Origin of the sequence: Sphingomonas sp. H160509 (assembly GCF_024124765.2) — a bacterium.
Classification (GTDB): Bacteria; Pseudomonadota; Alphaproteobacteria; order Sphingomonadales; family Sphingomonadaceae; genus Sphingomonas.
Genome location: NZ_JAMXSR020000002.1, coordinates 2,261,797 through 2,282,859, shown reverse-complemented (window position 1 = coordinate 2,282,859; position 21,063 = coordinate 2,261,797). Strand labels below are relative to the sequence as shown.

The following is a 21,063-nucleotide window of genomic DNA, read 5'->3' as shown; positions in this document are numbered from 1 at the left end:
CGCCGCACCTTATCCGGAAAGAAGGCACGATAGGCAATGCGCGACCGCGATTCAAACGAAGACGCCGAAGCGCTCGCCCTGCGCGCGCTGGTATGGACGCTGGTCGAGCCCGATCGCGCGATGCGGCTGCTGTCGGTGACCGGTCTAGAGCCGCACGACTTGCGGGCAAGGGCGAGCGATCCGACCGTATTGTCGGCCGCGCTGGGGTTCCTCGAAAACCATGAGCCGGACCTGATCGCCTGCGCCGAATCGCTCGGCGTGAAGCCGGAAGCTTTGGTCCGCGCCCATGCGAAACTGGACCAGGGGGAGTTTGAAGCATGAGGCCGTTGCTGATCAGCGATTGCGACGAAGTGCTGCTGCACATGGTCAAGCATTTCGGCGTCTGGCTCGACGAGCGCCACGACATCGACTTCGCGATCCAGCACGGCGATTTCTCGACCGCGATGACGCGTCGCGATGGCGGCCCGCCGCCCTCGCGCGAGGACATGTGGGCGATGCTGGGCGAATTCTTCCCCGGCGAAATGCACCGCCAGACGCTGGTCCCGCATGCGGTCGAGGCGCTGGAGCGGCTGGCCCAGATGGCGGACATCGTCATCCTCACCAACCTCCAGGACGAATGCCGCCAGCCGCGGATCGAACAGCTGGCGAAGTTCGGCATCGAACACCGGGTCGAATGCAACCAGGGCGGCAAGGGGACGCCGGTGTCGCGGCTGGTCGAGGAATATGGGTCGCCGGTCACCGTGTTCGTGGACGATCTGGCGGTGCATCACGAGTCGGTCGCCAAGCACGCGCCGGAGGTGCACCGGCTGCACATGGTCTCTGAGCCGACGCTGGCGGTGAGCGTGCCGAAGGCGCCCGAGGCCCACGCGCGGATCGACGACTGGCGCGAAGCGGCGGACTGGATTGCTGCGCGGTTCGAGGCGGGTTTGCCGGCGGACGCCTGAGTCGTCTGTTCCCCCGCGGACGCGGGGGCCAGGAGCCAAAAGCGATATCGCCCGTAACCCTGGGCTCCCGCCTTCGCGGGAGAACAGGAAGGGGCGCGGGCATCTCATCCGCCGAGGACGCCGCACTCAAATCGTCCGTCATCCCGGCGGAGGCCGGGACCCATACGCGCTACGCTTGTGACGGTGTACGTCAGCCAGTCTGGCTCCAGCGTGCGTGAGCATCACGGACAGGTGTTGGGGCCCGGCCCTAGGGCGGCAACCCGCCCCCACTTGACCCATCCCCCACCGCTGTGGTGATACCTCCCCCATGACCGATCGTATCGACCGCAAGCTCGAAGAGCTGGGCCTCACCCTCCCGCAGGCTGCCGCACCCGTGGCGTCCTACGTCCCGACCGTGCTGGCGAACGGCATGCTCCACATCTCGGGCCAGTTGCCGTTCAAGGACGGCGCGCTCGTCACCGGCCGAGTGGGTGACGGCGTCTCGCTCGAAGACGCACAGGAGGCCGCCAAGCTCTGCGCGCTCATGCTCGTCGCACAGATGAAGGCGGCACTCGGCACGCTCGGCCGCGTCGAGCGGATCGTGAAGCTTGGCGTGTTCGTCAACTCGACCGGCGACTTCACCGATCAGGCGAAAGTCGCCAATGGCGCGTCGGACCTGATGGTTGCGCTGTTCGGTGATGCCGGCGAGCATGCGCGCGCGGCAGTGGGCGTTCCCGTCCTCCCGCTCGGCGCCGCCGTCGAGATCGACGCGATCGTGCAGGTTTCCGCCTGACCGTCTTGGAGGTGCGCCCCCCGCGTCTCTACCTAACGCAGTGATGAATTCGGTCACTGCTCGCATCGCCCAAGGCGTCACCTCGATCGCGGCCGAGGACTGGGAGGCGTGCTCCGGCACCGCCAACCCGTTCGTCGGCCACGCCTTCCTCTCCGCGCTCGAAGCCTCGAAAAGCGTCGGCGGCCGCTCCGGCTGGCAGGCGCTGCCGGTGGTGGTCGACGGCCCCGACGGCAGACCCGCCGCCATCGCGCCCGCCTACGCCAAGAGCCACAGCCAGGGCGAATACGTCTTCGACCAGGGCTGGGCCGATGCGTGGGAGCGGGCAGGGGGGCAATATTACCCCAAGCTCCAGATCGCCGCGCCGTTCAGCCCGGTGCCGGGCCCGCGCCTGCTGCTCCGCGACCGCGAGCAGGCCCCTGCGCTGATCGCCGCGCTGGAAGCGGTTACCGACCAGAGCGGGCTATCCTCCGCCCACGCCACCTTCATCGACCCCGACGAAGTGGCGCTGTTCGAGGCGGCGGGCTGGCTAATCCGCCAGGGCACGCAGTTCCACTGGAAGAACGAGGGATACGCCAGCTTCGACGACTTCCTCGCCGTCCTCGCCAGCCGCAAGCGCAAGGCGATCCGCAAGGAGCGCGCCGCCGCCGTCGAAGGCCTGACGATCCGCCACCTCGTCGGTACCGAGATCACGCCCGAGCACTGGGACGCGTTCTGGGTTTTCTACCAGGACACCGGCAGCCGCAAATGGGGCCAACCGTACCTCACGCGCGGCTTCTTCGACCAGATCGGCAAGACCATGGGCGACCGCGTGCTGCTCATCCTAGCCGAGCGTGATGGCGTACCGATCGCCGGCGCCCTCAACCTGATCGGCGACGACACGCTCTACGGCCGATACTGGGGCGCGACGGAGGAGGTGCCGTTCCTCCATTTCGAACTCTGCTATTACCAGGCGATCGAGGCGGCCATCGCGCGGGGATTGCAGACCGTCGAGGCCGGCGCGCAGGGCGAACACAAGCTCGCGCGCGGCTATGCCCCCGGTCGCGACCTATTCCGCGCACTACATCCCCGACCCGAGCTTCCGCCGCGCGATCGCCGACTATCTGCTCCGTGAACGCGAAGCCGTCGCCGAGCAGCAGGAATATCTCGGCGAGCTTACTCCGTTCCGGCGGGGCGAGCAGCAGCAGCTCGGTTGACGCGGTACAACAGGCTGGTGCCGTCACGCCGGATGAGCGTCAGGTCGCGGACCAGCTTGGAATCGAACTTCGGCGGGTGGATCAGCCACACGTAATCGAACGCATCGCGCGGGAATTTCTGCAGCGCCACCCCGATCGGCCGCCAGAACTGCCCGCGGCACTTGATATCGCTGACGATCTCCGACGGATCATGCGCAAAGCCCTTCGCCGCCGGATAGTGCGTCGTCATCAACTGCGCGCCGGCCATCGACCACTGGTCGTTGGTGAACGCCAGTCGCCGCTCCAGCAGCAGCGCCGGGACATGCTCAAGCCGCGAATAGGCCCAGTCGTCGCGACACCGCCGCCCGACGAACGACACAACGCGAGACCGCTCTGGCACCGTATCGATCGCTGCGATCGCCTGGTCGTAGCTGCGATCGTACATCAGGTAGCTGACGGTCGTCCCCGCCAGCCGCACGCCAAAGAATGCAAAGCCCAACACCGCCAGCACCGCCGCGCCGCGCAGCGACAGCCCGTGGCGAGGCCGCAACGCGATCACCGCGATCCCGAGCATGAACGGCGCGAGCCGCATGTCCGCATAGGCCGACCCGAACACGATCCGCGGCAACAGGATATACACGATCGCGAGGAACAGCGCCGACAGGCTCAGGTTGCGCGAATACTCGATCGTCTGGTCGCGCACGCCGCGGAACAGTATCACGAACAGCACGGTGACCGACGCGATGTCGAACGTCATCCACCGATCGCGCAGGACCATCGTGATCCAGTTCATCTTCCAGCGCCAGTTGAACCAGTCCTGCGTCTTCCCGCCGACATGATCGCCCGACCGCCAGACCACCATCATCACCATCGGCAGCGCGAGCGGCAGACAATTCAGCCCCGCCTGAATGCACGCCTTGAACCAGCCATGCGCCCAGCTCTTGGGATCGCTGTCGCGGCGAATGTCGTGCTGGCGGATCAGCTCGGCGGAGAAGGCGAGCACGCCCAGCACGCCCCAGCCGAACGTATGGCACAGCCACAACAGGCACGAGACGGGCACGAAGATGATGGTCCGCAGCTGCCGCCGGTCGAGCCGCCCCATCCTTAGCCACAGCGCGAACAGGTTGAGCGCGAGCGCCATGCCGAGCGCGAAATTCACGAATCCGAACTGGAACGGATAGCTGTAGGCGAGCGGGAGCGCGAACAGCGCGGTCGCGGGGATTCTGCCCATGCACCTCGCGCGCGATCCAGAGCAGCCCGGTCACTGTCAGCGCCGGGATCGCCATCACGATCAGCTTCACCGCCAGCTGCAAGCCGAAGATCGGCGCGAGCGGCACGATCAGCAGGTCGATGCCGAGGTTGCCGATCATCTGCCAACGGAAGTTATACCATTGATTCAACCAGGGATTGTCGGCGATCGCCAGCTGGACGCGGTACCGGCCCATATGCCCGGGCAGGTCGACCAGCGGCGGGATTTCGGGCCACAGCAACGGTATGATCGATGCGATCGCAACCGCGGCGACGAATGCGCGCGTCTGCCACCAATGCAGCTTTTCCCCCTGAGTAATCATATCGTCGAACCCTAGGGGCGGGTGGGCGCACTAGACAAGTGCGCGCACGACGAGTTGACGATCTTCCCCGCAAACTTCGGCATAAGACTGAGGTCCGACGGGGAACGGGTTACTGGTCGCCCCTATTGATCGCGCCGTCCGAGCAGGCGCAGGCGTAGTGCGTTCAGCTTGATGAAGCCGGCCGCGTCGCGCTGGTCGTAGGCGCCCTGGTCGTCCTCGAACGTCACGACCTTCTCCGAATACAGCGAGTTCGGCGACTTGCGGCCGACCACGTACACGCCGCCCTTGTAGAGCTTCAGGCGAACGGTGCCCGAGACCTTCTCCTGGCTGTGGTCGATCGCCGCCTGCAGCATCTCGCGCTCGGGGCTGAACCAGAAGCCGTTGTAGATCAGCTCGGCATAGCGCGGCGCCAGCTCGTCCTTCAGGTGCGCGGCGCCGCGATCGAGCGTCAGCTGCTCGATGCCGCGATGCGCGAGGTGATAGATCGTGCCGCCGGGAGTCTCGTACATGCCGCGGCTCTTCATCCCGACGAAGCGGTTCTCGACGAGGTCGAGACGGCCGATGCCGTGACGGCGCCCGTATTCGTTGAGCGTCGAGAGCACAGTGGCCGGGCTCATGCCCTCGCCGTTGATCGCGACGCCGTCGCCGCCCTCGAAATCGATCGTGATGTACTCGGGGACATCGGGCGCGTCCTCTGGGTTTACCGTGCGCGAGTAGACATAGTCGGGGACCTCGTCCCACGGGTTCTCGAGCACGAGGCCTTCGCTCGACGTGTGCAGCATGTTCGCATCGGTCGAGAACGGCGCCTGGCCGCGCTTGTCCTTGCTGACGGGGATCTGGTGCTGCTCGGCGAACTCGATCAGGCGCGTGCGGCTGGTGAGGTCCCACTCACGCCACGGCGCGATGACCTTGATGTCGGGCGACAGCGCGTAATAGCCGAGCTCGAAGCGGACCTGGTCGTTGCCCTTGCCGGTCGCGCCGTGGCTGACCGCGTCGGCACCGACCATCTTGGCGATCTCGATCTGGCGCTTGGCGATGAGCGGCCGGGCGATCGACGTGCCGAGCAGGTACAGCCCCTCGTACAGCGCGTTCGAGCGCATCATCGGGAACACGTAATCCCGCACGAACTCCTCGCGCAGATCGTCGACGAAGATGTGCTCGGGCTTGACGCCCATCATCTCGGCCTTGGCGCGCGCCGGCTCGAGTTCCTCGCCCTGGCCGAGATCGGCGGTGAACGTCACGACTTCGCAGTTATACGTCTGCTGGAGCCATTTCAGGATCACGCTCGTGTCCAGGCCACCGGAATAGGCGAGCACGACCCGATTGATGCCGGCCTCGCCGGCGGGACGATTGATCTGATCGGTCACGGGCAGAATCCTTCGGGCAATATCCAATGCCCGCGCCCCTATGCGCTGGGGGCCCCTCATGCAACCTGTGCATACAACCGCGCGCGTTAATGGCGCGTACAACCGATCCCCCGCTATTCGCGCCGCAAATCCTCTGGAGTTTACCCACCGTGCTACGCCAAAGCCTCACCCTTCTCGTTCTCGCCGGCCTTGCGACTCCGGCGCTCGCGCAGGAAACCCGCGCGTCCGCCTCGGCCAAGTTCAAGGCCGAGTTCGCCGCGTCGGATACCAACAAGGACGGCGTCCTCACGCGCGCCGAAGTACAGGCACGGATCGGCAACATGAAAGTCGGCGGTCAAGGTCGCCCGGATCCGGTTCACGCCAAGCGTCTCGCCGACCTGTGGTTCACCAGCGCGGACAAGAACAAGGACGGCAAGGTCACGCAGGCCGAAGCGCAGGCACTGCTCGCGGCGACCTTCGCGAAATACGATGCGAACCACGACGGCAAGATCGGCGGCGACGAGCGCGCTGCGGCGAAGGCCGACGTCCAGGGTCCGCGATAACATAAAGCGCAACCGATCCCCCTCCCTGAATGGGAGGGGTTAGGGGTGGGTTGGCCTGTTTTGCAGGTGCCGGTCATCCCAAGCAGCAGACCCACCCCCCAGCCCCTCCCCTTACAGGGGAGGGGAGCAGGTCAGGCTCTTCCCTTTCAGGAAAGGGAAGAGCTCAACCTTCGCGCAACGCCCGCTCACCCTCGATCATATAATCCCGCGTCAGCGGCAACGTCATCCGGCTCTTCGACAACTGGATCTGGTAATTGACCATCCCCCCGGTCCGGAACGCCGCCGCGGCACCTGCCAGATAGAACGTCCACATCCGGTAGAACCGCTCGTCATAGAGCGTGACGATCGCGTCCTTCGCGGCCACGGTCCGATCATACCAGAGGTCGATCGTCAGCGCGTAATGGACGCGCAGCACCTCGATATCGGTCGGGAACATCCGCAGCCCCTCATACCCCTTCACGATCTCCGACAGCGCAGGGTTGTACCCACCCGGGAAGATGTATTTCGTCGTAAACGTATCGGTGACGCCCGGACCGCCCATCCGGCCGATCGTGTGGAGCAGCATGACGCCGTCCGCGGTCAGCAGGTCGCGGCACTTGCGGAAGAACGCCTTGTAATGCGCCGGGCCGACATGCTCGAACATCCCGACCGAGACGATCCGGTCGAAACTTCCCGTCAACGCGCGATAGTCTATCAGCTCGAACTTCACCTTGTCGGCGACGCCCGCTTCCTCGGCGCGCCGCCGTGCGACCTTCAACTGCTCCTCGCTCAGCGTCACGCCCAGCACTTCGGCGCCGGTCTTCGCGTGCAGGTACAGCGCCATCCCGCCCCAGCCGCAACCGATGTCGAGCACGCGCATCCCCGGCTGGATCGCAAGCTTGGCGGCGATGTGCGCCTTCTTGTCGTTCTGCGCCTGCTCCAGGCTGTTGCCAGCGCCAGTGAAGTACGCGCACGAATATTGCCGGTCCGCGTCGAGGAACAGGTCGTACAGACGATCGGATAGATCGTAATGATGCGCGACGTTCTTCTTCGAGCGGCGCGCCATGTTCACGCGGTCGACGCGGTGCACCACCTTGTCGAGCAGCTTGATCGGCAGCGACGGATTGAGCCCACCGCCACGCTCCCACGGGCTGTTTCCCTTGAGCAGGTTTACCAGATCGCGAATGTCACCGCGCTCGATCACCAGGCGGCCGTCCATGAACGCCTCCGCCGCGCCGAGCGCCGGATGACGGACGATCGCGCCGGCGACGCCCGGCTGGGTCAGCCGGATCGCGACCGGGTTATACGCAGCATCGGGCTTGCCGAAATGCTTGGTCGTGCCGTCCGCGTGGATGAGCGTGAGTTCGCCGGTTTTAACCTGCCGAGCCAGGAAACGATCGAATAGGGCCATGTCGCGTTAGCTAATGACTGGTACGGAATTGCGCTACCCCTCGGGGCGGCTCAGATGCCTGCGTACCAGTCATAATCCACGTTATCTTCCCAATAGCCGCCCTTGCCCTTGCCGATCCCGGCGAGACTGGCGACCGCGTCGATCGCCATGACGTATTTGGCGTGCTTGTACCCGAGCTGTCGTTCGACCCGCAGACGGACAGGCGCGCCGTGCGCGACGTCGAGCACCTGATCGTTCAGCGCCCAGGCGAGGATCGTCTGCGGATGGAATGCGTCGACCAGATCGACCGACTCGTAATAGTTCGCGCCGCCGAACAAGTCGGCGCAGGTGAACACGATGTAGCGCGCGGACTTCTGCAACCCCGCAGCGGTCAGCAGCGCGCCGAGCTTCGGCCCCTGCCATTTGCCGATCGCGCTCCAGCCCTCGACGCAATCATGCCGCGTGATCTGCGCACGCGACGGCATCTGGCGGAGTTGCGGCAGCGACACCGACAGCGGCCGATCGACCAACCCGCCGACCTTCAGCCGGTAATCCGCGAAATTGTTGGCGACCATCGCGGTATACTCCGCAGTCCCCGGATTGCTCGTGCCGTTCGAGCGGAAGATCGGCGACATCTGCGCGGGGCTGAACTCGGGCGCCAGCGCATTGCGGTTGGTAAGCGCGCGTTGCAGCCCTCGGTTCATGTCCTCGCCCATGAACAGGATCTTCCGTGCCCCGGGGTTCGCGGCGATCTTGTCGCAGCCGGCCAGCAGCGCGCCTGCACCGACGGTCGCGCCCATGACGAGAGAGCGGCGGGTGATCAGCGAGCTCATGCGACGTCCTCCGATGGGTGGGCGGGAACCTTCCAGCGCCCGGTGATCATCGAGCGCACCTCGTTCCACGTCCCCGCGAGGATCACCAGCGCCAGATGCGCGATGATGAACAGCACCAGCCCGGTGGCAGCGATGAAGTGGATCGATCGCGCCGACTGCCGTCCGCCGAACACCTCCAGCAGCCACGGCCATGCCGCGTCCATCCCCGGCGACATCGTCAGCCCGGTCAGGATCATTACCGGGATCAGAACGAAGATCGTCGCCACGTAGGACAGCTTCTGGAGGATGTTGTACGCGCCCGGCTTCTTGGGATCGTGAAAACGGAACGCGAGATGCTCCTTCACGTCATGCACCACTTCGCGCGGCGACAGATCGGCGGCCCGCACGCGCAGATCGCGCTGGAAGTGCTTGTTGATCAGGCTGACGATCATGAAACCGAGCAACGCGAAGGCGAGCACCAGCGCGAACAACAAGTGCCAGCGTCGCGACAGCGCCAGATTATAGCCCGCCGGGATCGTCAGCAGGTTGAGCAGCGACACGAGCCAGCTCGGCCACTGGTCGAGCGTCGTCCACGCGGTATCGAAATTCGCGCCATACCGTCCCCAATACAGCCGCGGATGCGCCTTCAGGATGCCGATGCCGCTGCCGATCATGATGAACATCGTCACCACCGTCACCCAGTGCCAGACGCGCGTCGCCATCCGGTGGCGCTTGATGACAATCGGGGCAGTGGGATCGTTCATGCTCGACCTTAGCTATAGGCAGTCAGACCGTGACATAGCAGGAATACATGTATGACCGAATGGCATTCTTACGAGCCCATAAACGGCCATCGCCTGCCGCACGATCCCCTCAACGCGATCGTCGCGCCGCGGCCGATCGGTTGGGTCAGTACGGTATCCGCCGACGGCGTCGCGAACCTCGCGCCGTACAGCTTCTTCAACCTGTTCAACTACACCCCGCCGATCATCGGCTTTTCGTCGATGGGGTGGAAGGACAGCGTCGCCAATATCGAGGCGACCGGCGAGTTCGTCTGGAACCTCGTCACGCGCGACCTGGGCGAGGCGATGAACGCGACCTCGGCGAGCGTGGCGGCGGACGTCGACGAATTCGCGCTGGCCGGACTGGAGATGGCGGCCTCGACGAAGGTCAAGCCGGCGCGCGTTGCCGCTTCGCGCGCACAGTTCGAGTGCAAGCTGACGCAGCTGATCCGGCTCGAGACCAAGGAAGGCCGCGAGCTCGACCAGTGGCTGGTGCTCGGCGAGGCTGTCGCGATCCACATTGATCCCGCGATGCTGGAGGACGGTGTCTACCAGACCGCCCGCGCGCAACCGATCCTGCGCGGAGGCGGCCCCGCGGATTACTTTGCGATCACGGAAGATTCCTTGTTCAAGATGCGCCGCCCGGGCTGATATAGGTCGATGTTGCGGCGCAGCATGTGGCGCCGCACCGACTTACGAAAGAGATACCCCATGAAACCTGTCGATACGCGCATGGCGCTGCTTGCGCTCGCCGTCGGCGGGTTCGCGATCGGGACCACAGAGTTCGCGGCGATGAGCCTGTTGCCGCAGTTCGCGCGGGGACTTGGTATCGACGAGCCGACCGCGGGGCACGTCATCAGCGCGTATGCGCTAGGCGTCGTCGTCGGTGCGCCGACGATCGCGGTGCTGTCGGCGAAGATCGAGCGGCGAGTGCTGCTGATCGGGTTGATGACGTTCCTCGGGATCGCCAACGGCCTGTCCGCGCTCGCGCCGACCTATCACCTTATGCTGTTGGCCAGGTTCCTGAGCGGATTGCCTCATGGCGCGTATTTCGGCGTCGGATCGCTGGTGGCGGCGTCGATGGTGCCGCGCGAGAAGCGGTCGCGGGCGGTGTCGCGGATGATGCTCGGGCTGACGATCGCAACCATAGCTGGCGTGCCGCTGGCGAACGGCATCGGGCAGTGGTTCGGCTGGCGCTGGGGGTTCGGGATCGTCGCGATCATCGCGGCCGCGACGGTCGCGATGTTGTTCAGGTTCGCGCCGGTCTTGCGCCCCGCCAAGGATGCGAGCCCGCTCGGGGAACTGGCGGCGCTACGTAACGGGCAGGTGTGGCTGACGCTTGCCATCGGTGCGGTCGGGTTCGGCGGGATCTTCTGTGTCTACACCTATCTCGCCTCGACCTTGACCGAGGTCACGGGGGTGTCGTCCGCGTTCACGCCGGTTGCGTTTGCACTGTTCGGCGTCGGCATGACGATCGGGACCTTGGTCTGTGCCAAGGCGGCGGACGTGGCGCTGATGCCGGCGGCGGGGATCACGTTGCTGTTCGGGGCAGGGGCGCTCGCGCTCTACGCGCCGGCGACGCCGCATCTCTGGGCGATGCTACCGGTGGTGGTACTGATCGGGTGCGGGGGCGGGTTGTCGACGATCCTCCAGACGCGGCTGATGGATGTCGCAGAGGAGGCGCAGACCCTGGCCGTGGCGCTCAATCACTCCGCGTTCAATACCGCCAATGCGCTTGGGCCTTGGCTTGGCGGGCTGGCGATTGCGGGTGGGTATGGGTTGCCGTCGACCGGCTGGGTCGGGACGGCGCTGGCGCTTGGCGGGTTTGCGATCTGGGCGGTGTCCTGGGGACTGGATCGCCGGCGGGTTTGAGTGAGTGCCCACCGAGTAGTGTTCTCCCTCGAAGGCGGGAGTCCAGGGTTACAGGCGGTGGCGCTGGGGGCTCCTGGCCCCCGCCTTCGCGGGGGAACCGTTCTGGTGGGGCGCCCGCGCCTTCCTAACCGCCGCCACCCCGGCGAAGGCCGGGGCCCAGTTGGGGGGGCGGTGCCAACTAAGGATAGCGCGTCGTTACCACGACCTTGCCAACTGGGCCCCGGCCGGGGTGGTGCAGATGGGTGTGGGTCGCGTTCGTACCGGAACGGGCGGTGCTAATCGTTCGTGAGGGGGCCGTTCGGTAAGTCCGTCAGCCCCGACCAATCACCGCGCGATGTCGCGCTTGGCGAGCTGCTTGTTCAGACCCAGTGCGATCAGCGTGAACACCGCGCCCGAGAACAGGTACGCGCCGCTTGCCGCCAGACCCAGCTTGCTCGTCAGCAGCAACGCCGCCAGCGGCGCAAACCCTGCACCGAACAGCCACGCCAGATCGGTCGTCAGTGCCGAGCCCGTGTAGCGGTGCTGCGGCGACAGGCTCGACGCGATCGCGCCCGAGGACTGGCCGAACGACAGGCCGAACAGCAGGAAGCCGACGCCCATGAACAGGCGCTCGCCGACGTCGCCGCCATCGAGCAGCTTCGGTGCGGCAATCGCGAACAGAGCGATCAGCACCGCGATCGTGCCGAGCATCGTACGACGCCCGAACCGGTCTGCGAGCAGCCCCGACACCAGCATCGCGCCGATGCCGATCACCGCGCCAATCACTTCGACCACCAGGAAGCGCGCCGGTGCCTCACGCGTGAACAGCACGACCCACGACAGCGGGAACACCGTGACCATGTGGAACAACGCGAAGCTCGCGAGCGGCACGAACGAGCCGAGCCAGATCGCCTTCCACTGCGACTGCACGGTCTCGACGACCGGGGCAGGCTCGAGCTCGCGCTTGGCGTACATTTCTTCGAACTCTGGCGTTACCACCAGGCGAAGGCGCGCGAACAGCGCCACGACGTTGATCGCGAACGCCACGAAGAACGGATAGCGCCAGCCCCAGGAGAAGAAATCCTCGGTTGGCAGCGCGGCGACGAAGAACGCGAACAGGCCGCTGGCGACCAGCAGGCCGATCGGCGCACCGAGCTGCGGCAGCATCGCGTACCAGCCGCGATGCTTTTCCGGCGAGTTCAGCGACAACAGCGAGGCGAGACCATCCCAGGCGCCACCGAGCGCGATGCCCTGGCCGATGCGCAGTAGCGCGAGGATCGCGACCGACCAGTTGCCGACCGAATCATAGCTCGGGATGAAGCCCATCGCGACCGTCGACGTGCCGAGCAGGAAGATCGAGATCGTCAGCTTCACGCTGCGGCCATAGGCGCGATCGACCGCGATGAAGATGACCGTGCCGATCGGCCGGGCGAAGAATGCCAGCGCGAACACCGCGAACGAATAGAGCGTGCCCTGCAATCGGTCGACATACGGGAAGACCAAGGTCGGGAACACGAGCACCGAGGCGATCGCGTACACGAAGAAGTCGAAGAATTCCGAGGTGCGGCCGATCACCACGCCGATCGCGATCACGCCGGGCGTGACGTGCTCGCCGTCGCTGTGGATACTGCGAGCATCGGCTTCGAAGCTCGTCTCGGGGACTGTATTTACACTCATTCTTCAACTCGCTCTTCAGGGCGCGAACCCGATGATACGCTGTTCCGGCGGATGCGGGCAGATATATTCCGCGCCAATCTCCCGCGCCCAATGCGGGCAGGGGTGATCTATAGCTACTCCGGGCGACGATAAAACCATGCCGATGTTGCAGTGCAGCGCCCATTGGACAAATTGTCCACTGTAGCGCAGCGCAACCGAGGCGTAGGGGGACCGAATGACCGTCGTGACACAGCTTTCCCGCACCAAAATCTCGGCTCGAAAATGGTTGGTGGCCATGCCCTTGGCACTGCTCACCAGCGGTTGCGACTGGGTAGTGATGTCGCCATCCGGCGATATCGCAGTGCAGCAGCGCGACCTCGTGCTGATCTCGACCGGGCTGATGCTGCTGATCATCGTGCCGGTGATCTGCCTCACGCTGTTCTTCGCGTTCCGGTATCGCCAGTCGAACAAGGCGGCCAAGTACGAACCCAACTGGGATCACTCGGTCGGCCTCGAGCTGTTGATCTGGGGCATCCCGCTGCTGATCATCATCGCGCTCGGCGCGCTGACCTGGACCAGTACGCATCTGCTCGATCCGTATCGCCCGCTCGGCCGGATCAAGCCGGACACGCCGACGCTCGCGAACAACGTGCCGGTCGGCAACCTGGTCGACAAGCAGCAGGCAGGCAACGGTCCGAACGGCGCCGGCAAACCACTGGAAGTTCAGGTTGTCGCGCTCGATTGGAAGTGGCTCTTCATCTATCCGGAATATGGCATCGCCACGGTCAACGAACTGGCCGCGCCGGTTGATCGGCCGATCCGCTTCCAGATGACCTCGTCATCGGTGATGAACGCGTTCTACATCCCTGCGCTCGCCGGCATGATCTACACGATGCCCGGCATGCAGACGACGCTGAACGCGGTCATCAACAAGCCCGGCAACTATGAGGGCTTCTCGTCCAACTATAGCGGCGCGGGCTTCTCGGGGATGCGCTTCCGCTTCCACGGCGTCAGCGACGCGGGCTTCGATGCCTGGATCAACCAGGTCAAGCAGCGTGGGGGCGGTCTGAACCGCGCCAGCTATCTCCAGCTGGAGAAGCCAAGCGAGAAGGTCCCGGTCCGCTATTACAATGCGGTCGAGCCGAACATGTTCAAGCTGGTCGTCGAACAGTGCGTCCAGCCCGGCAAGGTCTGCATGTCGCAGATGATGCACGGCGGCAAAGGCGGGGGGGGGACTCGCACGCCGGTATGGCGATGCCCGGAGTCAATGGCGGCAAGGGCCCGCAGGACACCGGTCATCCCGAAGGCGCCCTGATGAAGGACGCGAACGAAAAGGGAAGCGGCAACCACTGGACCGCGCCGGCTGACATAAAACAGGACGGCGCCAACAGCGCACCCGGCTCGCAGTCCAACCGCAATCACACGATGCTGACCCCCTCCACCATGCCGGGCACGCGCCCCGTCGCGAACGGCTAGAGAAACCATCATGAACGACACCCTGTTGAAGACTATCTTCGGCCGCCTGACCCTGGAGTCGCTGCCGCTGCACGAACCGATCGTCGTCGCCACCTTCGCGATGGTGGCGATCGGTGGGCTCGGGCTCGTCGCCGCGCTGACCTATTTCAAGGTCTGGGGCTATCTGTGGAACCAGTGGTTCACCAGCGTCGATCACAAGAAGATCGGCATCATGTACATCATCCTGGCGATCGTCATGCTGCTGCGCGGGTTCTCCGACGCGATCATGATGCGCGCGCAGCAGGCGATGGCGTTCAACGGTTCCGAAGGATACCTGACCGCGCATCACTACGACCAGGTGTTCACCGCACATGGCGTGATCATGATCTTCTTCGTGGCGATGCCACTGGTCACGGGCCTGATGAACTACGTCGTCCCGCTCCAGATCGGTGCGCGCGACGTGTCGTTCCCGTTCCTCAACAATTTCAGCTTCTGGATGACCGCGGCGGGTGCCGTGATCGTCATGATGTCGCTGTTCATCGGTGAGTTCGCACGGACCGGCTGGCTCGCGATGCCGCCCCCTCTCAGGGTTGGCGTATTCGCCAGACGTCGGTGTCGATTACTATATCTGGGCGTTGCAGATCGCGGGCATCGGGACGCTGTTGTCCGGCGTCAATCTGGTCGCGACCATCGTCAAGATGCGCGCACCCGGCATGACCATGATGAAGATGCCGATCTTCGTCTGGACGTCGCTGTGCACCAACATCCTGATCGTCGCCGCCTTCCCGGTGCTGACCGCGGTTCTCGCGATGCTGTCGCTCGATCGCTATATCGGCACCGCGTTCTTCACGAACGACTCGGGCGGCAACCCGATGATGTACGTCAACCTGATCTGGATCTGGGGTCACCCGGAGGTCTACATCCTGGTCCTGCCGGCGTTCGGCATCTTCTCGGAGGTCACCTCGACCTTCTCGGGCAAGCGCCTCTTCGGCTACAGTTCGATGGTCTATGCGACGCTCGTCATCACGATCCTCGCCTATCTCGTCTGGCTGCACCACTTCTTCACGATGGGGTCGGGCGCGAGCGTGAACTCGTTCTTCGGCATCACCACGATGATCATCTCGATCCCGACCGGGGCCAAGATCTTCAACTGGCTGTTCACGATGTACAAGGGCCGGATCCGGTTCGAACTGCCGATGATGTGGACGATCGCCTTCATGGTGACCTTCACGATCGGCGGCATGACCGGCGTGCTGCTCGCGGTGCCGCCAGCCGACTTCGTGCTGCACAACTCGTTGTTCCTGGTTGCGCATTTCCATAACGTGATCATCGGCGGCACGCTGTTCGGCATGTTCGCCGGCATCAACTACTGGTTCCCGAAGGCGTTCGGCTTCAAGCTGGACAAGAAGTGGGGCACGGTATCGTTCTGGTGCTGGGTGGTCGGCTTCTACTTCGCCTTCATGCCGCTCTACGTGCTCGGCCTGATGGGCGTGACTCGCCGGATGCGCTATTTCGACGATCCGAACCTACAGATCTGGTTCGTCATCGCCGCCTTCGGTGCAGCGCTGATCGCAGCCGGCATCGGTGCCTTCCTGCTCCAGATCTTCGTCAGCATCCGCAACCGCGAGGCGCTGGCCGATCACGGCGGCGACCCGTGGAACGGTCGCACGCTGGAGTGGGCGACCTCGTCGCCGCCGCCGGAGTACAACTTCGCGTTCACGCCGATCGTCCATGACCTGGACGCCTGGTACGACATGAAGGATCGCAAGCACGAGCGGCCCGTGACCGGCTTCAAGTCGATCCACATGCCGAGCGGCACCGGCACGGGCGTCGTGCTCGCCGGTCTCAGCGTGGCGTTCGGGTTCGCGATGATCTGGTACGTCTGGTGGCTCGCGGGGCTGGCACTCGCCGGCATCTTCGGCACCACCATCTTCCACACGTTCAACTACAAGCGCGACTTCCACATCCCGGTCGAGGACGTGATCGCCACCGAGAACGCGCGCACCCGCCAGCTCGCGACCCAGGGAGCCTGACGCGATGTCCGCAATACCCATGAAGGATGGCCTGAACGAGACCGAGAAGGTCTCGTTCTACGACATCGAGGAGCACGAGCATCCCGACGGCGCCAGCACGATGCTGGGCTTCTGGATGTACTTGATGAGCGACTGCCTCATCTTCGCGGTGCTGTTCGCGGCCTATGCCGTGCTCGGCAACAGCTATGCCGGCGGCCCCAGCCCGAAGGAGATCTTCGAGTTGCCGCTGGTGGCGGTGAACACCGCGATGCTGCTGTTCTCGTCGATCACCTACGGCTTCGCGATGCTGTCGATGGAGGAAGGTCGCCAGCGCGTCATGCAGATGTGGCTGGTCTTCACCGGCCTGTTCGGCTTGGCATTCCTGTCGATCGAAATGTACGAGTTCGCCAACCTCATCCATGAGGGCGCGGGCCCGACCCGCAGCGCGTTCCTGTCGTCGTTCTTCACGCTCGTCGGCACGCACGGCCTTCACGTCACGATGGGTCTGATCTGGCTCGTCACGCTGATGGTCCAGGTCCAGAAGCACGGCCTGATCGCCGCGAACAAGCGGCGTCTGATGTGCCTCAGCATGTTCTGGCATTTCCTCGACGTCATCTGGATCGGCGTCTTCACCTTCGTCTATCTGATGGGCACCCTGCGATGAGCGACCCCCAAGCACCGGCGAACAATCCGCACGCCGATCACGACCATGACAATGGCGCAGCGCACGGCACGCGTGGCAGCTACCTCAAGGGGTTCTTCCTCTCGGTCATTCTGACCGCGATCCCGTTCTGGGCCGTCATGACGGGCGCGTTCAAGGATCCGTCGACCGCAGCGCTCGTCGTGATGGTCTTCGCAGTCGCGCAGATCGTCGTCCACATGATCTACTTCCTGCACATGAGCGGCAAGTCGGAAGGCGGCTGGACGATGATGGCGCTGATCTTCACGATCATCCTCGTCGTCATCACGCTCAGCGGATCGATCTGGGTGATGTACCACATGAACACGAACATGATGCCGATGCAGGCCGCGGCGGACATGTGAGCACGCGGGGCGCGCGACCGGGTCCTGCCGTCTACGTCGCAGGCCTGGTCGCGCTGCTGCTGTTCGCCGGGTTCATGGCGCTCGGCATCTGGCAGGTCGAGCGCCGCACCTGGAAGCTCAACCTGATCGAACAGGTCGCGGCGCGCTCGCACGCCGCGCCGGTCGCCCCGCCCGGACCAGTCTCCTGGAACTCGATCACCGCCACCACCGACGCCTATCGGCGCATCCGCCTCGATGGCATTTTCGATAACAGTCGCGAGACGCTGGTCCGAGCCGCAACCGCGCTCGGCAGCGGCTACTGGGTCGTGACGCCCTTGCGGACCGCGCAAGGCTTCACAGTCCTCGTCAACCGCGGTTACGTCTCGCCCGAGCAGCGTGTCGCGCATACCAAGCCGACCGGCCCGATCACGATCACCGCCTATCTCCGTATCACCGAGCCCGGTGGCGGCTTCCTGCGCCACAACGACCCCGCTGCCGGCAAATGGTATTCGCGCGACGTCGCCGCGATCGCCAAGGCGCGCGGCCTGTCGAACGTCGCGCCCTATTTCGTCGATGCGGACAAGTCCGGCACCGTCGCCCCTGTCGGCGGCCTGACGATCATCGCCTTCCCCAACAACCACCTCGTCTACATGCTGACCTGGTTCGCGCTCGCCGCGATGACGATCGGTGCGTTCGTCGTATTCGTCCGCCAGGACGCGCGGAAACGCCGGGGGGGCGGAATGACCTCGGAGGCGGCACGCCAGGGCTGGCAACGCTGGCTAGCGCTCGCCACCGCGCGCACCGACGCGACCGGCAACGCCAACATGCGCCAGCTGGTGACGCTGCGCTGGATCGCGGTAGCCGGCCAGTTCGTCACCATCTTGTTCGCACGCTTCGGGCTCGGCTTCGACCTTCCGCTCGTGCCGATGATGGCCGCGCTCGCCGCAGCGGTTGGCCTCAACCTCGCCAGCATGCCGCTCTACGGCTGGCGCAAGGGCGCGAACATCCAGCTCCTCCTCGCGCTGCTGTTCGATGTCGGCCTGCTTACCACGCAGCTCTATCTGGCGGGTGGCGCGACCAACCCGTTCATCTCGCTCTACCTGCTTCACGTCGTGCTCGGCGCTGTGCTGCTCGATCGCTGGTCGAGCTGGGCGATCGTCGCCGTCACTGCCGCGTGTTTCGGCGTGCTCACGCTCTATTACCGCCCGCTGATCCTGCCCCCCGATTACAGCGGCGAGTATTTCCTGCTCTACACGATCGGCTCGCTGCTCTGCTTCATGCTGATCGCGACGCTGTTGATGCTCTTCATGACGCGCATCACCGGCAACCTGCGCGCCCGCGACACGCGCCTTGCCGACCTACGCCAGCAGGCCGCGGAGGAGGACCACATCGTCCGCATGGGTCTGCTGGCGTCGGGCGCGGCGCACGAGCTCGGCACGCCACTCGCATCGATAGCCGTGATCCTAGCCGACTGGCGCCGCATGCCGACGCTCGCACAGGACGCCGACCTCCAGGCCGAGATCGTCGAGATGCAATCCGAGGTCCAGCGCTGCAAGGCGATCGTCACCGGCATCCTCCTGTCCGCTGGCGAAGCGCGCGGCGAGGCACCGGAGATCATGCCGCTCCACCAGCTCCTCGACGGGATCGTCGACGAATGGCGCGCGGTGCACCCATCGGTCGATTTCGACTACACCACCCGAGTCGGCGACGATCCCCAGGTCGTGTCCGACCCCGCGCTCAAACAGGTGATCGCCAACGTGCTCGACAACGCCGCCGAAGCCTCGCCGCACTGGGTCGCCTTCCGCGGCGAACGCACCGAGGGCGACCTCGCGCTGATCGTCCGCGACCGCGGCCCTGGCTTCAGCGACGAACGTCTCGCCAGTTTCGGCAAACCCTATCAGTCGAGCAAGCGCGAACCCGGCCACGGCCTCGGCCTGTTCCTCGCGGTCAACGTCATGCGCAAGCTCGGCGGCGGCGTGTCCGTCGTGAACTGTGAAGGCGGCGGCGCGGAAGTCACGATCACCATGCCGCTCTCCGCGATCGCGCTGTCATGACGGACGCCAAGCTCCTCGCCATCGTCGAGGACGACGAGACCTTCGCCCGCACGCTGCGCCGCTCGTTCGAACGCCGCGGCTACGAAGTGATGCAGGCCGCCAGCCACGAGGAACTCGTCGAGCAACTGGCCGAGCGCACGCCCCGCTACGCGGTCGTCGACCTGAAACTTGGCGGCGCGTCCGGCCTTGTCTGCGTCCAGACGCTCCACGCGCACGATCCCGAGATCCTCGTCGTCGTCCTCACCGGTTTCGCGAGCATCGCCACCGCGGTCGAGGCAATCAAGCTCGGCGCTTCGCACTACCTCGTCAAACCCTCGAACACCGACGATATCGAAGCCGCGTTCGACCGCACCGAGGGCAGCGTCGACACCGAATTGTCCGAGCGCCCGACCTCGATCAAGACGCTCGAATGGGAGCGCATCCACACCACGCTCGCCGAAACCGACTTCAACATCTCCGAGACCGCGCGCCGCCTCGGCATGCATCGCCGCACGCTCGCGCGAAAGCTCGAGAAACGCCCGGTAAAATAGCCGCAACGCTTCGCCGAAGGCGCGCGTTATCATCCGATGCCAGCGCCAAAACCCTCACGACTCTGGCAGCCGAAGCGACTGCTAGCGACCCCGTCCGCGCTGACGTGGGACCACGGTGCGGAGATCGCCGCGCGCGCAACAGCGCTGGGCGTCCCGGTCACCACGTTACCGAGCGACCGCCTCAAGCTCGACTTTCCCGACGATTCCCGCCGCGCCTATGTCGAAGCCAAGGCAACGCTGGCGCTCGTCGTCGCGCCACCCTCGAAGCGCAAGCTCCAGCCGATCGCCCCCAGCGCGGACTGGCGGATCGACCTCGCCGAGGGCTGTCCCGCGCATTGCGGCTATTGCTACCTCGCCGGCTCGCTGAAAGGGCCACCCATCACGCGCGTCTACGCGAACCTGCCCGAGATCCTCGCCGAACTCCCCGCGCACCTCGGCCAGGGCACCGTCACGTCGCGCTCGACCGCCCGCGCGCATGAAGGCACGACGTTCGAGGCCTCCTGCTACACCGACCCGCTCGGCATCGAGCACGTCACCGGATCGCTGTCCGCGCTGATCGCGCATTTCGGCGCGTGGGAAGCCGACGTGCAACTCCGCTTCACCACGAAGTTCGCCGCGGTCGGGCCATTGCTGACGCTTGACCACCGCGGCCGCACCCGCATGCGCGCCTCGATCAACCCCGCCGCCTATGCGCGCTTCGAGGGTGGCACCAGCCCGGTCGCAGCCCGGCTTGTCGCCCTGCGGAGGATGGCGGACGCAGGCTACAAGATCGGCCTGACGGTCGCCCCGATCATCGCCGCCGAGGGCTGGCGCGAGGCGTATGGCGACTTGCTGGCGGAGGCGGGCAGGGTGCTCGCCGACATCGCCGACGTGACGATCGAATTGATCACCCACCGCTACACCCCCGGATCGAAGGCAGTGCTCGAAACCTGGTATCCCGGATCGTCGCTCGACCTCAGCATGGCCAACCGCACGGAGAAACGCACCAAGTTCGGCTCGGTCAAATACGTCTACGACGCCGACACGATGCGCGCGCTCCGCAGCTTCTTCCAGGATGAGATCGCCGCCAAGCTTCCGCAGGCCCGCATCCTCTACTGGACCTGACCGCCACGCCCACCGGCAACGCAGCGTTGCCATTCCCGACCTTCCGA

18 protein-coding genes and 3 pseudogenes are annotated in these 21,063 nt (G+C 65.3%); 15 read left to right on the top strand and 6 right to left on the bottom strand.

Annotated elements, in window-relative coordinates:
- The first annotated feature begins 36 nt into the window (after positions 1-36).
- The 4 genes and pseudogenes from NHF48_RS12845 to NHF48_RS12830 all read left to right on the top strand — a co-directional run bounded on the left by NHF48_RS12845 (position 37) and on the right by NHF48_RS12830 (position 2,909).
- On the top strand, positions 37-321 hold the full coding sequence (locus NHF48_RS12845) for a DUF3572 domain-containing protein (RefSeq protein ID WP_056054478.1): 285 nt from the start codon (positions 37-39) through the stop codon (positions 319-321).
- On the top strand, positions 318-944 hold the full coding sequence (locus tag NHF48_RS12840) for an HAD family hydrolase (protein ID WP_253071339.1): 627 nt from the start codon (positions 318-320) through the stop codon (positions 942-944). The genes NHF48_RS12845 and NHF48_RS12840 overlap by 4 nt, the downstream gene beginning before the upstream one ends.
- A 307-nt stretch (positions 945-1,251) precedes the next feature.
- On the top strand, positions 1,252-1,716 hold the full coding sequence (locus NHF48_RS12835; RefSeq protein WP_253071338.1) for a RidA family protein: 465 nt from the start codon (positions 1,252-1,254) through the stop codon (positions 1,714-1,716).
- A gap of 43 nt (positions 1,717-1,759) precedes the next feature.
- Positions 1,760-2,909 (top strand): annotated as a pseudogene (locus NHF48_RS12830) (GNAT family N-acetyltransferase).
- Here the strand turns inward: NHF48_RS12830 and NHF48_RS12825 are convergent.
- A pseudogene (locus tag NHF48_RS12825) lies at positions 2,869-4,459 on the bottom strand (hypothetical protein). The pseudogenes NHF48_RS12830 and NHF48_RS12825 sit on opposite strands and share 41 nt — an antisense overlap.
- 122 nt (positions 4,460-4,581) lie before the next feature.
- Positions 4,582-5,826, bottom strand: coding sequence for an argininosuccinate synthase (locus NHF48_RS12820; RefSeq protein WP_253071337.1), 1,245 nt, complete (start codon positions 5,824-5,826; stop codon positions 4,582-4,584).
- Between the two features lie 89 nt (positions 5,827-5,915).
- Here NHF48_RS12820 and NHF48_RS12815 point away from each other — a divergent pair, with 89 nt between their 5' ends.
- The gene (locus tag NHF48_RS12815) at positions 5,916-6,368 is read left to right on the top strand and encodes an EF-hand domain-containing protein (RefSeq protein WP_253071336.1); all 453 of its coding nucleotides are present in this window, start codon (positions 5,916-5,918) and stop codon (positions 6,366-6,368) included.
- A gap of 163 nt (positions 6,369-6,531) precedes the next feature.
- Here the strand turns inward: NHF48_RS12815 and NHF48_RS12810 are convergent, their stop codons facing one another.
- Genes NHF48_RS12810 through NHF48_RS12800 form a run of 3 tightly spaced genes read right to left on the bottom strand, consistent with a single transcriptional unit; the run spans position 6,532 to position 9,313 of the window.
- A complete protein-coding gene (locus NHF48_RS12810; protein ID WP_253071335.1) occupies positions 6,532-7,758 on the bottom strand; it encodes an SAM-dependent methyltransferase in 1,227 nt (408 codons plus the stop codon).
- Between the two features lie 50 nt (positions 7,759-7,808).
- A complete protein-coding gene (locus NHF48_RS12805; protein WP_253071334.1) occupies positions 7,809-8,570 on the bottom strand; it encodes a molybdopterin-dependent oxidoreductase in 762 nt (253 codons plus the stop codon).
- Complete coding sequence (locus tag NHF48_RS12800) at positions 8,567-9,313, bottom strand: cytochrome b/b6 domain-containing protein (protein ID WP_253071333.1); 747 nt, start codon at positions 9,311-9,313, stop codon at positions 8,567-8,569. The genes NHF48_RS12805 and NHF48_RS12800 overlap by 4 nt, the downstream gene beginning before the upstream one ends.
- Before the next feature lie 51 nt (positions 9,314-9,364).
- On the opposite strand from NHF48_RS12800, the gene NHF48_RS12795 reads away from it, so the two are divergent.
- On the top strand, positions 9,365-9,982 hold the full coding sequence (locus NHF48_RS12795; RefSeq protein ID WP_253071332.1) for a flavin reductase family protein: 618 nt from the start codon (positions 9,365-9,367) through the stop codon (positions 9,980-9,982).
- 60 nt (positions 9,983-10,042) lie between these two features.
- A complete protein-coding gene (locus tag NHF48_RS12790; protein WP_253071331.1) occupies positions 10,043-11,203 on the top strand; it encodes an MFS transporter in 1,161 nt (386 codons plus the stop codon).
- Positions 11,204-11,527: 324 nt separating this feature from the next.
- Here the strand turns inward: NHF48_RS12790 and NHF48_RS12785 are convergent, their stop codons facing one another.
- Positions 11,528-12,859 carry an MFS transporter gene (locus NHF48_RS12785; RefSeq protein WP_253071330.1) on the bottom strand — a complete coding sequence of 444 codons (1,332 nt, stop codon included), beginning with the start codon at positions 12,857-12,859 and terminating at the stop codon, positions 11,528-11,530.
- A gap of 214 nt (positions 12,860-13,073) precedes the next feature.
- Between NHF48_RS12785 and NHF48_RS12780 the strand changes: the two genes are divergently transcribed.
- The 8 genes and pseudogenes from NHF48_RS12780 (at position 13,074) to NHF48_RS12740 (ending at position 21,016) form a co-directional block, all read left to right on the top strand.
- Positions 13,074-14,153 carry a COX aromatic rich motif-containing protein gene (locus NHF48_RS12780; protein WP_446741154.1) on the top strand — a complete coding sequence of 360 codons (1,080 nt, stop codon included), beginning with the start codon at positions 13,074-13,076 and terminating at the stop codon, positions 14,151-14,153.
- A complete protein-coding gene (locus tag NHF48_RS12775) occupies positions 14,153-14,314 on the top strand; it encodes a hypothetical protein (RefSeq protein WP_253071327.1) in 162 nt (53 codons plus the stop codon). Before NHF48_RS12780 ends, NHF48_RS12775 begins: the two co-directional genes overlap by 1 nt.
- 10 nt (positions 14,315-14,324) lie before the next feature.
- A pseudogene (cyoB, locus tag NHF48_RS12770) lies at positions 14,325-16,326 on the top strand (cytochrome o ubiquinol oxidase subunit I).
- 19 nt (positions 16,327-16,345) lie between these two features.
- Complete coding sequence (gene cyoC, locus NHF48_RS12765; protein ID WP_093400566.1) at positions 16,346-16,969, top strand: cytochrome o ubiquinol oxidase subunit III; 624 nt, start codon at positions 16,346-16,348, stop codon at positions 16,967-16,969.
- Complete coding sequence (cyoD, locus tag NHF48_RS12760) at positions 16,966-17,349, top strand: cytochrome o ubiquinol oxidase subunit IV (RefSeq protein ID WP_056063531.1); 384 nt, start codon at positions 16,966-16,968, stop codon at positions 17,347-17,349. The genes cyoC and cyoD overlap by 4 nt, the downstream gene beginning before the upstream one ends.
- On the top strand, positions 17,346-19,382 hold the full coding sequence (locus NHF48_RS25105) for an SURF1 family cytochrome oxidase biogenesis protein (RefSeq protein ID WP_342454643.1): 2,037 nt from the start codon (positions 17,346-17,348) through the stop codon (positions 19,380-19,382). Before cyoD ends, NHF48_RS25105 begins: the two co-directional genes overlap by 4 nt.
- Positions 19,379-19,912 (top strand): response regulator transcription factor, encoded by a 534-nt coding sequence (locus tag NHF48_RS12745; protein ID WP_056412686.1) that lies wholly within the window; start codon positions 19,379-19,381, stop codon positions 19,910-19,912. Before NHF48_RS25105 ends, NHF48_RS12745 begins: the two co-directional genes overlap by 4 nt.
- 36 nt (positions 19,913-19,948) lie before the next feature.
- The gene (locus NHF48_RS12740; RefSeq protein WP_253071326.1) at positions 19,949-21,016 is read left to right on the top strand and encodes a spore photoproduct lyase family protein; all 1,068 of its coding nucleotides are present in this window, start codon (positions 19,949-19,951) and stop codon (positions 21,014-21,016) included.
- Positions 21,017-21,063: the final 47 nt, after the last annotated feature.